Origin of the sequence: Streptomyces sp. ID05-39B (genome assembly GCF_033794725.1) — a bacterium.
Taxonomy (GTDB): Bacteria; Actinomycetota; Actinomycetes; order Streptomycetales; family Streptomycetaceae; genus Streptomyces; species Streptomyces bobili.
In genome coordinates this window covers 1-14,901 of sequence record NZ_JARGEF010000186.1, presented here as the reverse complement: position 1 = coordinate 14,901, position 14,901 = coordinate 1, and the positions used below count along the sequence as shown (strand labels likewise).

At 71.1% G+C, this 14,901-nt stretch carries 9 protein-coding genes and 2 pseudogenes; 4 read left to right on the top strand and 7 right to left on the bottom strand.

The features are described 5' to 3' along the window. Nucleotides 1-69 precede the first annotated feature (69 nt). Nucleotides 70-636: a DJ-1/PfpI family protein gene (locus P1P75_RS30220; protein WP_319261381.1), complete on the bottom strand. Its 567-nt coding sequence runs from the start codon at nt 634-636 to the stop codon at nt 70-72. Nucleotides 637-1,239: 603 nt separating this feature from the next. Between P1P75_RS30220 and P1P75_RS30215 the strand changes: the two genes are divergently transcribed. Next, nucleotides 1,240-6,195, top strand: coding sequence for an NAD-glutamate dehydrogenase (locus P1P75_RS30215; protein ID WP_319261378.1), 4,956 nt, complete (start codon nt 1,240-1,242; stop codon nt 6,193-6,195). Nucleotides 6,196-6,314: 119 nt separating this feature from the next. Here P1P75_RS30215 and P1P75_RS30210 read toward each other — a convergent pair whose 3' ends face one another. Then, the gene (locus tag P1P75_RS30210; protein WP_319261389.1) at nt 6,315-7,130 is read right to left on the bottom strand and encodes an ABC transporter ATP-binding protein; all 816 of its coding nucleotides are present in this window, start codon (nt 7,128-7,130) and stop codon (nt 6,315-6,317) included. Nucleotides 7,131-7,149: 19 nt separating this feature from the next. Continuing rightward, entirely contained in the window at nt 7,150-8,067 is a 918-nt protein-coding gene (locus P1P75_RS30205) for an ABC transporter permease (protein ID WP_319261376.1), read from the bottom strand. Between the two features lie 430 nt (nt 8,068-8,497). On the opposite strand from P1P75_RS30205, the gene P1P75_RS30200 reads away from it, so the two are divergent. Together P1P75_RS30200 and P1P75_RS30195 are read left to right on the top strand one after the other, a co-directional pair. Continuing rightward, nucleotides 8,498-9,124 (top strand): TetR/AcrR family transcriptional regulator, encoded by a 627-nt coding sequence (locus tag P1P75_RS30200; protein ID WP_319261374.1) that lies wholly within the window; start codon nt 8,498-8,500, stop codon nt 9,122-9,124. Then, nucleotides 9,121-9,808: pseudogene (locus P1P75_RS30195) on the top strand (response regulator). Before P1P75_RS30200 ends, P1P75_RS30195 begins: the two are co-directional and overlap by 4 nt. A 664-nt stretch (nt 9,809-10,472) precedes the next feature. Here P1P75_RS30195 and galE read toward each other — a convergent pair. Further along, nucleotides 10,473-11,453: a UDP-glucose 4-epimerase GalE gene (gene galE, locus P1P75_RS30190; protein ID WP_319261372.1), complete on the bottom strand. Its 981-nt coding sequence runs from the start codon at nt 11,451-11,453 to the stop codon at nt 10,473-10,475. Nucleotides 11,454-11,653: 200 nt separating this feature from the next. Further along, nucleotides 11,654-12,157, bottom strand: a complete 504-nt coding sequence (locus P1P75_RS30185) for a MarR family transcriptional regulator (RefSeq protein WP_319261369.1) — start codon at nt 12,155-12,157, stop codon at nt 11,654-11,656. 145 nt (nt 12,158-12,302) lie between these two features. On the opposite strand from P1P75_RS30185, the gene P1P75_RS30180 reads away from it, so the two are divergent. Beyond that, nucleotides 12,303-12,716, top strand: a complete 414-nt coding sequence (locus P1P75_RS30180) for an organic hydroperoxide resistance protein (RefSeq protein WP_086772188.1) — start codon at nt 12,303-12,305, stop codon at nt 12,714-12,716. 92 nt (nt 12,717-12,808) lie between these two features. On the opposite strand, the gene P1P75_RS30175 is transcribed toward P1P75_RS30180, so the two are convergent. Beyond that, entirely contained in the window at nt 12,809-14,368 is a 1,560-nt protein-coding gene (locus P1P75_RS30175) for a hypothetical protein (RefSeq protein ID WP_319261365.1), read from the bottom strand. A gap of 63 nt (nt 14,369-14,431) precedes the next feature. Beyond that, nucleotides 14,432-14,901: pseudogene (locus P1P75_RS30170) on the bottom strand (hypothetical protein); the annotation flags it as partial.

Here is a 14,901-nt window from a genome sequence, read left to right as displayed (position 1 = left end):
GGCGCCGCACGGCCGGGGCGCCGCACCGCCCGGGGTGCCGCACCGTCGAGCCCGGCCGTGCCGTGGGGATCAGGTCACCGGTGCCTTGGTGCGCAGCACCTTCAGGAACTCGCGCATCCACGCCGGGTGGTCCGGCCAGGCCCGGGAGGAGACCAGCATGTCGTCGACGACCGCCTCCGTGTCCTGGAAGGTCGCGCCGGCGGCCTGCATGTCGAGTTCCAGCGCCGGGTAGGCCGTGACACGGCGGCCCGTGAGGCCGTCCACCGCGGCCGTCAGCAGCGGGCCGTGACAGATCTGGGCGACCGGCTTGTCCGTGTCGAAGAAGGCCTTGAGGATCTTGCGCAGCTCGGGGTCGTTGCGCAGGTACTCGGGGGCGCGGCCGCCGGGGATCACGACGGCGGCGTACTCTCCGGGGTCGACCTCGGAGAAGGCGAGGTCGGCGGGCCAGGTGTAGCCGGGCTTCTCGGTGTAGGTGTCGAAGCCGGGCTCGAAGTCGTGGACGACGAAGCGGAGCTGCTTGCGGGCGGGGGCGGCGATGTGGACCTCGTAGCCCTCCTCGCGCAGGCGCTGGTAGGGGTAGAGGACTTCCAGAGACTCCGCTGCGTCGCCGGTGACGATGAGGATCTTCGTGGTCATGCCGGGCGGCTCCTCTCGGGCGGGCGCTCTCCATGGGCAACCTGCCTCTTGCGGGCGCCCCTGCCAAGAGGTGGGTCGCTTCAAGAGTGCCGGGGGCCGGGGCGGGCGTCGACTTTTCGCCCTCTTCCGGGCTTCCGTGCGCCCCCGCCCCTTCACACACCGCCCCCCTCTGCACCGCTGTGCAGAACGTCAAACTTCACCCCCCGGTTTTGTACACATACGGCTCATGACGGGCCCCGGGTGAGGAGCGATAGCCTGGTGGCGTGATCAGCGCGATAGCTCGCGGGGGTGAGGTTGCCCCTGCCCCGCGCCCGGCGCGTGCGGACGACATCCGCAGCCGGGCGTCCGTCGCCGATCCCCGCGGGCGGGACGGGGCCACCAGGGCCCCCAGGACGCCGTACACACCCCATGAGCAGGCGACGCGGAGAGCAGCGTCACACCTGTGGGGCACGTCGGGAATGGTCGATATCCCCGCGCCTCTCACATCCTGCGGCATAGCGTCGGAGCAGCCCGGAGACCCCGGGCCGTGGCGTCGAGCCGCAGGGGGAGAGACCGTACTTCCTTCTACGTCACGCAACGGCGCGCGACAGGAGCCAGAGGACAATGCAGACCAAGCTGGACGAAGCCAAGGCCGAGCTGCTCGAACGGGCGGCCCGGGTCGCTGAGAACAGTCCGGTCGGGGGTCACCTACCGACCGGGACGACGGGCGAGGGCGGTCCGGGGATCCCGGGCACACCGGACCACGCGTCCGTGCTGTCGTTCCTCCAGCGCTACTACCTGCACACCGCCCCGGAGGACCTCACCGACCGCGACCCGGTCGACGTCTTCGGAGCGGCTTTCTCGCACTACCGGCTGGCCGAGAACCGGCCGCAGGGAACGGCGAACGTACGCGTGCACACGCCGACCGTCGAGGAGAACGGCTGGACGTGCAGCCACTCGGTCGTCGAGGTCGTCACCGACGACATGCCGTTCCTCGTGGACTCCGTGACGAACGAGCTGACCCGGCAGGGCCGCGGGATCCACCTCGTGATCCACCCGCAGGTCGTCGTCCGCCGGGACGTCACCGGCAGGCTCGTCGAGGTGCTCAAGGCGCCCCCGTCCGCCGCCGACCTGCCGCACGACGCGCACATCGAGTCCTGGATCCATGTCGAGACGGACCGCGAGAGCGACCGCGCCGACCTCAAGCAGATCACCGCCGATCTGCTGCGTGTCCTGTCCGACGCCCGTGAGGCCGTCGAGGACTGGGAGAAGATGCGCGACGCCGCTCTGCGGATCGCCGACGACCTGCCGCGCGAGTCCGTGCCCGGCGACCTGGCCTCCCCCGAGGTGGAGGAGGCCCGCGAGCTGCTGCGCTGGCTGGCCGACAACCACTTCACCTTCCTCGGCTACCGCGAGTACGAGCTGCGCGGGGACGACTCCCTCGCGGCCGTCCCCGGCACCGGGCTCGGCATCCTGCGCTCCGACCCGCATCACGCCGAGGGCGACGCCCACCCCGTCAGCCCCTCCTTCGAGCGGCTCCCCGCCGACGCCCGTGCCAAGGCGCGCGAGCACAAGCTGCTCATCCTGACCAAGGCCAACAGCCGCTCGACGGTTCACCGGCCGTCGTACCTGGACTACATCGGCGTCAAGAAGTTCGACGCCGAGGGGAACGTCGTCGGTGAGCGCCGCTTCCTCGGACTGTTCTCCTCCGCCGCCTACACCGAGTCCGTGCTGCGGGTGCCGGTCGTGCGGCGCAAGGTCGACCAGGTGCTGAAGGGCGCCGGCTTCTCGCCCAACAGTCACGACGGGCGCGACCTGCTCCAGATCATGGAGACCTACCCGCGCGACGAGCTGTTCCAGACGCCGGTCGGCGAACTGCGCGCGATCGTCACGTCCGTGCTCTACCTCCAGGAGCGGCGCCGGCTGCGGCTCTACCTGCGCCAGGACGAGTACGGCCGCTACTACTCCGCCCTCGTCTACCTGCCCCGCGACCGCTACACCACGGGCGTGCGGCTGCGGATCATCGACATCCTCAAGGAGGAACTGGGCGGCACCAGCGTCGACTTCACCGCCTGGAACACCGAGTCGATCCTGTCCCGGCTGCACTTCGTCGTCCGGGTCCCGCAGGGCACCGAGCTGCCGGAGCTGTCCGACAGCGACAAGGAGCGCATCGAGGCACGTCTCGTCGAGGCGGCCCGCTCCTGGGCCGACGCCTTCCAGGACGCGCTCAACGCCGAACTCGGCGAGGAGCGGACGGCGGAGCTGCTGCGCCGCTACAACAACGCGTTCCCCGAGGGTTACAAGGCCGACCACACCCCGCGCTCCGCGGTCGCCGACCTCGTCCACATCGAGCGGCTCACGGAGGAGCAGAACTTCTCGCTGAGCCTGTACGAGCCGGTGGGTGCCGCCCCCGACGAGCGCCGTTTCAAGATCTACCGCAAGGGCGACGCGATCTCCCTGTCGGCGGTGCTGCCGGTGCTCAACCGCCTCGGCGTCGAGGTCATCGACGAGCGGCCGTACGAACTGCGCTGTTCGGATCGCAGTGTCGCCTGGATCTACGACTTCGGTCTGCGGCTGCCGAAGTCGCTGGGCGGCGGCACCGGTGACCATCTCGGTGACGACGGGCGTGAGCGGTTCCAGGAGGCGTTCGCCGCCACCTGGACCGGGAAGGCGGAGAACGACAGCTTCAACGCCCTCGTGCTGAGCGCCGGGCTGACCTGGCGGCAGGCGATGGTGCTGCGGGCGTACGCGAAGTACCTGCGCCAGGCCGGTTCGACCTTCAGCCAGGACTACATGGAGGACACCCTCCGCACGAACGTGCACACCACGCGGCTGCTGGTCTCGCTGTTCGAGGCGCGGATGTCGCCGGACCGGCAGCGCGCCGGGCTGGAGATCACCGACGCCCTCCTGGAGGAGCTGGAAGCCGCCCTCGACCAGGTGGCCTCCCTCGACGAGGACCGGATCCTGCGGTCCTTCCTCACCGTCATCAAGGCGACCCTGCGCACCAGCTTCTTCCAGCACACCGCGGGCGGCGTCCCGCACGACTACGTGTCGATGAAGTTCGACCCGCAGGCCATCCCCGACCTGCCGGCGCCGCGCCCCGCGTTTGAGATCTGGGTGTACTCGCCGCAGGTGGAGGGCGTCCACCTGCGGTTCGGGAAGGTCGCGCGCGGTGGTCTGCGCTGGTCCGACCGGCGTGAGGACTTCCGTACCGAGGTCCTCGGGCTGGTCAAGGCGCAGATGGTGAAGAACACCGTCATCGTGCCGGTCGGCGCCAAGGGCGGCTTCGTCGCCAAGCAGCTGCCGGACCCGGCCGTCGACCGGGACGCGTGGCTCGCCGAGGGCATCGCCAGTTACAAGACGTTCATCTCGGCGCTGCTCGACATCACCGACAACATGGTCGCCGGGGAGGTCGTGCCGCCGGCCGACGTCGTCCGCCACGACGAGGACGACACCTACCTGGTGGTCGCCGCCGACAAGGGCACGGCGACGTTCTCCGACATCGCCAACGAGGTCGCGCAGTCCTACGACTTCTGGCTCGGCGACGCCTTCGCCTCCGGTGGCTCCGCGGGCTACGACCACAAGGCGATGGGCATCACCGCGCGCGGCGCCTGGGAGTCCGTGAAGCGGCACTTCCGCGAGCTGGGCGTGAACACACAGGTCGAGGACTTCACCGTCGTCGGCATCGGGGACATGTCCGGTGACGTGTTCGGCAACGGCATGCTGCTCTCCGAGCACATCCGGCTCGTCGCCGCCTTCGACCACCGGCACATCTTCATCGACCCCGAGCCCGACGCGGCGGCCTCCTACGCCGAGCGCCGCCGCCTGTTCGAGCTGCCCCGCTCCAGCTGGGCCGACTACGACACTGCGCTGCTGTCCGCGGGCGGTGGCGTCTTCCCGCGCACGGCGAAGGCGATCCCCGTCAACGCGCACATCCGGGCGGCCCTCGGCATCGAGGAGAAGGTCGCCAAGATGACCCCGGCCGACCTGATGAAGGCCATCCTCAAGGCGCCGGTGGACCTGCTGTGGAACGGCGGCATCGGTACGTACGTGAAGTCGTCGGCGGAGTCGAACGCGGACGTCGGCGACAAGGCCAACGACGCCATCCGCGTGGACGGCGCCGACCTGCGCGCCCAGGTCGTCGGCGAGGGCGGCAACCTGGGCCTGACCCAGCTCGGCCGGATCGAGTACGCGCGCGCCGGCGGAAAGATCAACACCGATGCCATCGACAACAGCGCGGGCGTGGACACCTCCGACCACGAGGTGAACATCAAGATCCTGCTCAACGGCCTGGTCACCGAGGGCGACATGACGGTCAAGCAGCGCAACAAGCTGCTCGCCGAGATGACCGACGAGGTCGGCGGGCTCGTCCTGCGCAACAACTACGCGCAGAACACCGCCATCGCGAACGCCCTCGCCCAGTCCAAGGACATGCTCCACGCCCAGCAGCGCTTCATGCGTCACCTGGTCCGCGCGGGCCACCTCGACCGGGCGCTGGAGTTCCTGCCCACCGACCGGCAGATCCGTGAGCGCCTCGGCTCCGGCCAGGGTCTGACCGGGCCGGAGACGGCCGTCCTCATGGCGTACACGAAGATCACGGTGTCGGACGAGCTGCTGCACACCTCGCTGCCCGAGGACCCCTACCTGCGCGGGCTGCTGTACGCCTACTTCCCGACGGCGCTGCGCGAGCGGTTCGCCGAGCAGATCGAGAACCACCCGCTGCGCCGCGAGATCACCACGACGGTCCTGGTCAACGACACCGTCAACACCGGCGGTACGACCTACCTGCACCGTTTGCGGGAGGAGACCGGTGCCTCGCTGGAGGAGATCGTGCGGGCGCAGACCGCGGCGCGGGCGATCTTCCGCTCGGCGCCCGTGTGGGACGCGGTCGAGGCCCTCGACAACCAGGTCGAGGCCGCCGTCCAGACCCGGATCCGGCTGCACTCGCGCCGGCTGGTCGAGCGCGGTACGCGCTGGCTGCTCAACAACCGGCCGCAGCCGGTGGAACTCGCCGAGACCGTCGAGTTCTTCGCCGACCGTGTCGAGCAGGTCTGGGGGCAGCTGACGAACCTGCTGCGCGGTGCGGACCTGGAGTGGTGGCAGCAGATCTCCGACGAGCTGACCGGCTCCGGCGTGCCCCACGAGGTCGCGGGCCGGGTCGCCGGGTTCTCGTCGGTGTTCCCCGCCCTCGACATCGTGTCGGTGGCCGACCGCATGGGCCGCGACCCGCTGGACGTCGCCGAGGTGTACTACGACCTCGCCGACCGGCTGCACATCAGCCGGCTCATGGACCGCATCATCGAGCTGCCGCGGGCCGACCGCTGGCAGTCCATGGCCCGGGCCTCCATCCGCGAGGACCTGTACGCGGCCCACGCGGCGCTCACCGCGGACGTCCTGGCCGTCGGCAACGGCACCTCGACGCCCGAGCAGCGCTTCAAGGCGTGGGAGCAGAAGAACGCGGCGATCCTGGGACGGGCGCGCACCACGCTGGAGGAGATCCAGGGTTCGGAGACCTTCGATCTGGCCAACCTGTCGGTGGCGATGCGCACCATGCGGACGCTGCTGCGGACGCACTCGTAGGACGCACTCGTAGGACGTACTCGTAGGACGCACTCGTAGGACGGGAGAAGGGGGTGCCCCCGAGCCGGTGTGGCTCGGGGGCACCCCCTTGTCGCCCCTGATGGCGTGCGTGCGGGGCGTCAGCGCTTCTTCTTGGGCTCGGTGAACGCCTCGTACTCCTTGAGGACCTCTTCGGTCGGGCCGTCCATGCGCAGTTCGCCGCGCTCCAGCCACAGGACCCGCTCGCAGGTCTCGCGGATCGAGCTGTTGCTGTGGCTGACCAGGAAGACGGTGCCGGCGTGCTCGCGCATCGCGCGGATGCGCTCCGCCGACCGCTGGCGGAACTTCGCGTCGCCGGTGGCCAGCGCCTCGTCGATGAGGAGGACGTCGTGGTCCTTGGCGGCGGCGATGGAGAACCGCAGCCTGGAGCCCATGCCGGAGGAGTAGGTGCGCATGGGCAGGGAGATGAAGTCGCCCTTGTCGTTGATGCCGGAGAAGTCGACGATCTCCTGGTAGCGCTCTTTGATCTGCTCCCGCGTCATGCCCATGGCCAGGCCGCCGAGGTGGACGTTGCGTTCGCCGGTCAGGTCGCTCATCAGGGCCGCGTTGACGCCCAGGAGGGACGGCTGGCCATCGGTGTAGATCTTGCCGTTCTCCACCGGCAGCAGACCCGCGACCGCCTTGAGCAGTGTCGACTTGCCCGAACCGTTGGTGCCGATCAGGCCGATCGCCTCGCCCCTGTACGCCACGAAGGTGACGTTCCTGACGGCGTGCACCGTGCGCACGCCCGCCGCCTTCTCGGTCTTCTTGCGGCGCACGATGCGGTTCAGGGCGGCGGTGGCGGAACCGCGGCCTCCGGTGGTGCCGTTGACCCGGTAGACGATGTCGACGCGGTCGGCGATGACGGTGGGGATCCGCTCGTCGGCGGTGCCGGTGGCGGTTGTGACGTCGTTGATGTCGGTGAGCGTTGCGTTGTCAGCCACGGCCGTACGTCTCCTCAGCCTTCCAGAAGTAGATGAAGCCTCCGACGCCCGCCAGCAGCGCCCAGCCGATGGCGGTCGCCCACACGTGCGGCGGGAGGTTGCCGGCGTGGAAGCTGTCGATCAGGGCGAACCGCATCAGGTCGATGTAGACGGCCGTCGGGTTGGCCCGCAGCACGTCGGCGACCCAGGCCGGCAGGTCGCTGTGCTTGCTGAGCATGATGTCGATGCTCCACATCACGCCCGAGACGTACATCCACGTGCGCAGGACGAACGGCATCAGCTGGGCGATGTCCGGGGTCTTCGCGCCGAGCCGCGCCAGGATCATCGAGACGCCCGCGTTGAACGTGAACTGGAGCAGCAGCACCGGGACCGCGAGCAGCCAGGACAGGGCCGGCGGCACCCCCACGACGAGCAGGATCAGCACCAGGGCGGCCATCGAGAACAGCAGCTGCTGCAGTTGCTGGAGGCAGAACGAGAGCGGCAGCGCGGCCCGGGGGAAGTGCAGCGCCCGCACCAGGCCGATGTTGCCCGAGATCGCCTTGGTGCCCGCCATGATCGAGCTCTGCGTGAACGTCCAGATGAACACCCCCGTGACCAGGAAGGCAATGTAGTCCGGCACGTTCTGTTTGGTCTGGAGCAGCACGCCGAAGACGAAGTAGTACACGGCCGCGTTCAGCAGCGGGGTCATCACCTGCCAGACCTGGCCCAGCTTCGCCTGGCTGTACTGCGAGGTGAGCTTGGCCGTGGCGAACGCGGTGATGAAGTGTCTGCGGGCCCACAGCCGGCGGAGGTAGGCCGGCAGGGAGGGGCGGGCGCCGCTGACCGAGAGGCCATGCCGGGCCGCGAGGGCCGCGAGGTCTTCATGGACCTCGGCCCGTGCCTGAGGCGGTGTGTGGAGGACCTGACTCACATCCGCTGCTTTCACTCGGGGGGCGGGGGTGCGCGCGTCCGGTTCCCCCGCCGTCCGCCGACGTTTCCGCACGTTTCTCTCTCACGTTCTCTTACGTCGGGACGGCACCGTATCGTCGCAACGTGAGCGTAGGCCGAGCAGGCGTCGGAACGCAACCGTTTCGTCGTTACGGCAGCGTGCGTTCGTTGCGGCGGCGACCGTACCGGCGCGGCAACGAGACCGGGGGACGCCGGGGAGCCGATCTGTTCCCACGCCGGGACGAGACCGCTGCGTCCCGACGGTGGGCGGACGGGGTGCGGCTCCGGCACGGGCGGCTCCCGTGAGGACCGGCACGGGCCGATCACGTGACGACGGCACCGTTTCGTCGCGACGCCATGCCCTATTGCGTAGGGACGGGCCCGTATCGTCCTCGCGCCCTATGCTGGTCCGTATGACGACGAACGCCGACGGGCCCCAGACGCGTCCTCGCCGCCGGACCCCCGCGGGAGCGGCCGTTCTGCGTGAGGACGTGACGGAGGCCATCCGGGCGGCCGTGTTCGAGGAGCTGGCGACCGTCGGCTACGCCCGGATGTCCATCGAGGGCATCGCCCGCCGCGCCGGCGTCGGCAAGACGGCCGTGTACCGGCGCTGGCGCTCCAAGCTGCACCTGGTCCTGGACGTCGTCTCGGCGATCGCCGTACAGGGCCTGCCCGCCCCCGACACGGGGAGCCTCGAAGGCGATCTGCGGGTGCTGTACGAGGTGACGTCACGGGCGCTGCGGCATCCGGTGGCCTCGCAGATCATCCCGGACCTCCAGGCCGAGGCGGCCCGCAACCCGGAGATCGCCGAGGCCGTGCAGAAGGCGCTGCGGGACGGGCAGGAGGGCGTCGCGCTGAAGATCGTGGCGGCGGCGACGCAGCGCGGCGAGGTGCGTGGGGACCTGGACGACGAGCTGGCGCTCGATCTGATCTCCGGTCCGCTCTACTGGCGTTCGGTGGTGATCCGCAGCCCGAAGCTGCCCAAGGGATATCTGGGCGCGCTGGCGAAGGCCACCGCCGAAGCGATCAAGGTGCTGTGAGCGGCGGGGCTCGGCAGGCCGTAACCGGAGTCGAGGGTGGCAGGAGAGTCGTACTGGCGGAGGACAACGCCCTGCTGAGAGAGGCCTCGTCCTGCTGCTGACGTCCGCCGGGCACGAGGTGCGGGCGGTCGCCGGCTTGGGCCCAAAGATCCTGCCGGCGCTCCTGGAGCACCGGCCCGACGTGGCCGTGCTGGACGTGCGCATGCCGCCCGGCTTCCGCGACGAGGGGCTGCGCGCCGCCCTGGAGGCACGGGAGCGCATCCCGGGCCTGCCGGTCCTGGTGCTGTCCCAGTACGTCGAGGAGTCCTACGCCGCCGAGCTGCTCGGCGGCGGCGCGAGCGGGGTCGGCTGTCTGCTGAAGGACCGGGTCGGCCGGGCGGACGAGTTCCTCGACGCCGTGGAGCGGGTCGCCTCCGGCGGTACGGTGCTGGGCCCGGAGGTCGTCACCGAGCTGATGTCCCGCCGCAAGGACTCGCCCCCGGACCTGCTCACCCCGGGGGACGCGAGGTGCTCAAGCTCGTGGCCGAGGGCCGCGACAACACCACCATCGCCACGGCCCTCGTCATCACCGAACGCTCGGTGAGCAAGCACATCGGCAACGTCTTCCTGAAGCTGGGCCTCCCGCAGAGCGACAGCGGCCACCGCAGGGTCCTGGCCGTACTGGCCTACCTGAACAACGCGTAGCCACGAGGGGTTGTTCTTCGTCACTCGGCTTCGGGGGCCGTCAAGCGGGCCATGATGCGCTGGCCTGCCGGTTAGTCACCATCGACAACGGCACTCAGGTAGGAACCACTCAATACTGCGCGCTCGGCGGGCGAAAGCGGCGGACCGTCGAGCTGTGGCCGCTTGGGGCCTCTCAACGCCGCCAGAAGCACCTTGGGCTTCACCAGCGAAGCGGGGGGTGCCTGAAGCATGAGGACATCCGTGAGCGCGGTCGCGGCCAGGTGCGATCCTGTCGCGGTGCGCGAGAGGCGGCTGAGGCCTGGGTATCGCGAGCTCCCCCTCGACGATCTGCCGGGTGGTCCGAGGTGGTCCGCGATCCGGGCGGCTGTGGACTTGGAGACGCCGGACAGCGGGGTGAGTCGACGCGGGGTGAGGGCGGCGCGGGGTGAGGGCGGCGCGTCCGCAGGCGGCCACCAGCAGCACCCGGCCGTCAAGCGGCAGCGACCAGGCGGCGCCGGCCCGCGAGGGCCGGATCGACTCCCGCGCGGCGTAACGCGGCGCTCAGCCTGCCGAATCGGCGCGGGCGCAGCCCGATGGCCGACCTGCGCAGGACGGTTCCGGCCTGGCCCGGCCGGCCTTCGAGCCGCCGTGGCCGTGACTCCACGACCGTCGGCGCGGCGAAGGCTCAGTCCAGGGCCGCCTCCGGATGCAGTCGTACCCACCCCTCCCAGGCCGAGACGATCATGTCCTGGACGTCGAGCTTGGCCTTCCAGCCCAGCTCCGCGGCGATGCGGTCGGCGGAGGCGACCACGCGGGCCGGGTCGCCGGGGCGGCGTGGGGTGACCGTGGGGGGCCGGTCGTAGCCGGTGACGGCGTTGACGCGGTCGATCATCTCGCGGACGGAGACGCCCTCCCCGCGGCCGATGTTGAGGGTGAGGGTGTGCCCGGGAGAGGCCCGGAGGGAGTGCGCGGCGGCCACGTGTGCCTCCGCGAGGTCGACCACGTGGATGTAGTCCCGCACACAGGTCCCGTCGGGCGTGGCGTAGTCGTCGCCGAAGATGCGGGGCGCCGCGTCCTGGGTGAGGCGCTCGAAGACCATGGGGATTAGGTTGGACACGCCGGTGTCGGCCAGCTCTGGGCTCGCCGTGCCGGCCACGTTGAAGTAGCGCAGCGAGGCCGTGGACAGCCCGGTGGCCCGGCCGGTCGCGCGGACCAGCCACTCCCCGGCCAGCTTGGTCTCGCCGTAGGGGGAGATCGGCGCGCACGGGGTCTCCTCCGTGACCAGGTCCACGTCCGGCATGCCGTAGACGGCGGCCGAGGAGGAGAACACGAACGACGGAACCCCGGCGGCGGTGACCGCTTCCAGGAGGACGCGCAGTCCCTCCACGTTCTCCCGGTAGTAGTGCAGGGGCAGCTGTACCGACTCGCCGACCTGCTTCTTCCCCGCCAGATGGACGACCCCGGTGACGGCGTGCTCGGCGAGGGTGCGGGAGACCAGCGGGCCGTCCAGCGTCGAGCCCACCACGAGCGGCACGCCGGCCGGTACGCGCTCGGCCACGCCGGTGGACAGGTCGTCGTACACCACCGCACGCTCGCCCGCCTCGGTCATCGCCCGTACGACGTGCGCCCCGATGTAGCCGGCGCCGCCCGTGACCAGCCAGGTCATGTCCTGATCTCCCCCTCGTCGGTGAGTGGTGAGTCTGCCTCGGGAACCAGTGAAGCAGGCACTGCGCCCGCCCGCAGGGACTGTGGTCGGCCCCTCGGCCCCTCGGCCCCTCGGCCCCCGTCGACCCTGCGGCCACCGTCGGCCCTGTTCAGCCTCGGCCCTCGTTCACACCCGGCCCCCCGGTCACCGGCCGGCCCCGTTCACCCCGCGTCGCCCAGCTCCTCCTCCAGGGCTGCCGTGTCCAGCGCGCTGGTGAGCTGGTCGAGGCGTTCCCGCAGCTCGCCGATCTCCCGCAGGTCGAGGCCGGTCGCGGCGACGATCCGGCGCGGCACCCGCACCGCGCGCTCACGCAGGGCGGTGCCCTCCTCGGTCAGCCGGACCTCCACCGAGCGCTCGTCGCGGGCGCTGCGCTCGCGGCGCACCAGGCCGGCCGACTCCAGCCGCTTCAGCAGCGGCGAGAGCGTGCCGGAGTCCAGGCGCAGGTGCTCGCCCAGCTTCTTGACGGGCAGCTCGCCCTCCTCCCAGAGGACGAGCATCACCAGGTACTGGGGGTAGGTGAGCCCGAGGTCCTTCAGGATCACGCGGTAGACGCCGTTGAAGGCGCGTGAGGCGGCCTGGAGGGAGAAGCAGATCTGGCTGTCCAGGCGGAGCCAGTTCTCCTCCGAGCCGGCGGCGGCAGCGGCGGGGGTCGACATCGGGGTCATGCCTCCAGGGTAGCCCCTGCGAGCCATTTAGTTGTGTGCAACTGAATTGTGTGCTCTACTCGTCGTCGTGAGGCCGCCCGGACGCGAACAGCGTGGGGGCGGGCCACTCCCCGAACGCAGACTTTTCGAGAGGGATGGTTCATCCATGGACGCGCTCTACACCGCAGTCGCCACCGCCACCCACGGCCGCGAGGGCCGCACCGTCTCCTCCGACGGCAAGATCGACCTCGGACTGGCCATGCCGGTGGAACTGGGCGGCAACGGTCAGGGCACCAACCCCGAGCAGCTCTTCGCCGCCGGGTACGCGGCCTGCTTCGGCAGCGCCCTCGGCCTGGTCGGCCGCCAGGCCAAGGTCGACCTGTCCGACGCGGCCGTGACCGCCGAGGTCGGCATAGGCAAGCAGGGCGAGGGCTTCGGCCTGAAGGTCGCCCTCCGCGTCGAGCTGCCCGAGAGCGTGGACGAGGCGACCGGCCGCAAGCTGGTCGAGCAGGCCCACCAGGTCTGCCCGTACTCCAACGCCACCCGCGGCAACATCGAGGTCGACCTCGTCATCGAGTAACGCTCACCCGGACCGAGTCACCGAGTGACCGTCCCGCGGACCGGCGTCACCGAGCGACCGTGCCGCCCACCGGCGTCACCGGGTGACCGTCCTCAGGGACCGACCCGCGCCAGCACCTCTCCCGTCCGCCGGCTCCACGCCACCACCACGGCCTCCTCGGGCACCCGGTGCCAGCGCGTGAGCAGCAGCCAGCGGACGTGATGGCGGCGCACGATCGCCGACCGCTCGGCGCGGGTCGACTCCGGGGCGAGATAGGCGCGCACGTCGGCGAGCCGCCGCAGCCGCTCCCGCTCGTCCAGGGCCGCGTCGGGCCAGGCGGGGGCGGCGAGGTTCGGCCCGTACCCGGCGATCAGGTGGACGGCGTAGTACCCGTCGGTGATCACCACCTCGCCGGGCGCCATGTGCCGCGCGGCCCAGTCGTACGACGGCCAGTGCGGCGGCTGGGCGAAGCCGACCGGGTCCAGCGCGCGCGGGACCACCGCCCCGGCCTGCACGGTGAGGAAGCCGGCGCAGGCCGCGGCCGCCGTGACGGCACCCAGCACTCGCCGCCCCGCGCCCCACGGCCGGGGCACCGCCAGTTCCACGGCGAGCGCGAACTGCAGCGGCACCAGCGTGAGTCCGAGGATGCGCCCGTAGGTGTAGTGGCCGCTGAACCAGCCGTAGGCCACCACCAGGCAGTCCAGGGCGAACATCAGCACCAGCGGATCGCGGACGCCGTTCCTGCGGCCCCGCAGCCACAGCGCCGGTACGCCCAGCAGGGCCAGCCAGAAATGCCCGGCGAGCCCGTCGTACAGCCGTCGGTGCATTGCGTCGACGCTGTTGTCCGTGGCCAGCGCGAACACGTCGAAGTACGGCCATGCGAGAGCGGTCAGCAGGGCTGTCGTGCCCGTGAGGGCCCAGCGCAGCAGCACCGCCGGGCGCCGTCCGCGCTGCAGGCCCGCCGCGATGGCCACGCCGCCGGTCACCGCCCCGACCGCCGTGATCGGGTGCACCAGCACGATGACGCCGTAGAGCGCGCCGAGCACGGCGTACCCGGTGAGGCCGCGCAGCCCGTTGGGGCCCACGAACCGCACCGCCCGCGCGTCACGCGCGTGCGCGGCCGTCCAGGCCCACGCCCAGAAGGCGAGACCGATGGCGAAGGCCGACGGATAGCCGAGGTTGCCGGTCATCGACATCAGGCCGAGATAGCCGCTCCACCAGGCCCGTTCCGTGCCCCACAGCAGGGTCATCGCCGCCAGCGCCAGCACCGGGGCCCACGGGCGCGCTGTGAGCACGCGCGTGAAGCGGCCGATGCCGGTCAGCAGCACCATCAGGTTCACCGGCCCGGCGACCCGCAGCACGTCCCAGCCCGACAGCCCGGTCAGCCGCGCGAACACGCCCTGCGCCACCGCGTACGGCGAGTAGTAGGGGCTGCCCGCGCCCGGCAGGTCGCCCGTCGGATGGCGCGGGGAGAGCAGGTCGGCCCGCAGCCGCTCGACGACCGCCGCGTGCTGTCCGGCGTCGCAGCACAGCGGCAACCGCCAGTACGACAGCGACATGACCAGCCAGAACAGGAACCCGAAGACCTGGTAGGGGCTCGGACGCCAGGTGCGCCCGCCGTACAGTGCCGTCGCGCCGCGTGCCGGACGGCGGGTGAGGACGCCGACGCTCATCGGACCGGAACAAAGAGGGGCATTGGCGGTATGTTCCCGCCCGCGTCAACGGCCGTGCCTTTGTCACCTCATCGAGTGAGTCCGATTCGGTCGTTCCTGCGCCGGCAGGGCCACCCGGCCCCGTACCAGGGGTTCCAGCAGCAGCGGCACCCCGAGCACCGGCAGCAGCCACGCCAGCACGATCAGCCGCTCGCCCCAGATGGCGATGTCGGGATGCCCGGCCTGCGTGAGCACCCCCGTGGACGCGGCGCCGGCCACGAGGACGCCGAACGCCCGCCGCGGCCCGCGCGACGCCCCCCACGCCCCGGCCGCCAGCGCCGCCAGGAACAGCGGCTCCCACAACTGCCGGCGCAGCCACTCCGGCCAGAACCGCTGCTGCAACTGCCAGAACTCCGGCCAGGGCCGCTCCCGGTCCGGCCGCGCGAAATGGTCGGTCAGCAGATCCTGGAGGCTCTCCGCCTCGGACGGATGGTGCAGCAGCCCCGCCAGCAGCAGCGGTTCTGGCCGGAGTGGCTGCGCCGGCAGTTGTGGGA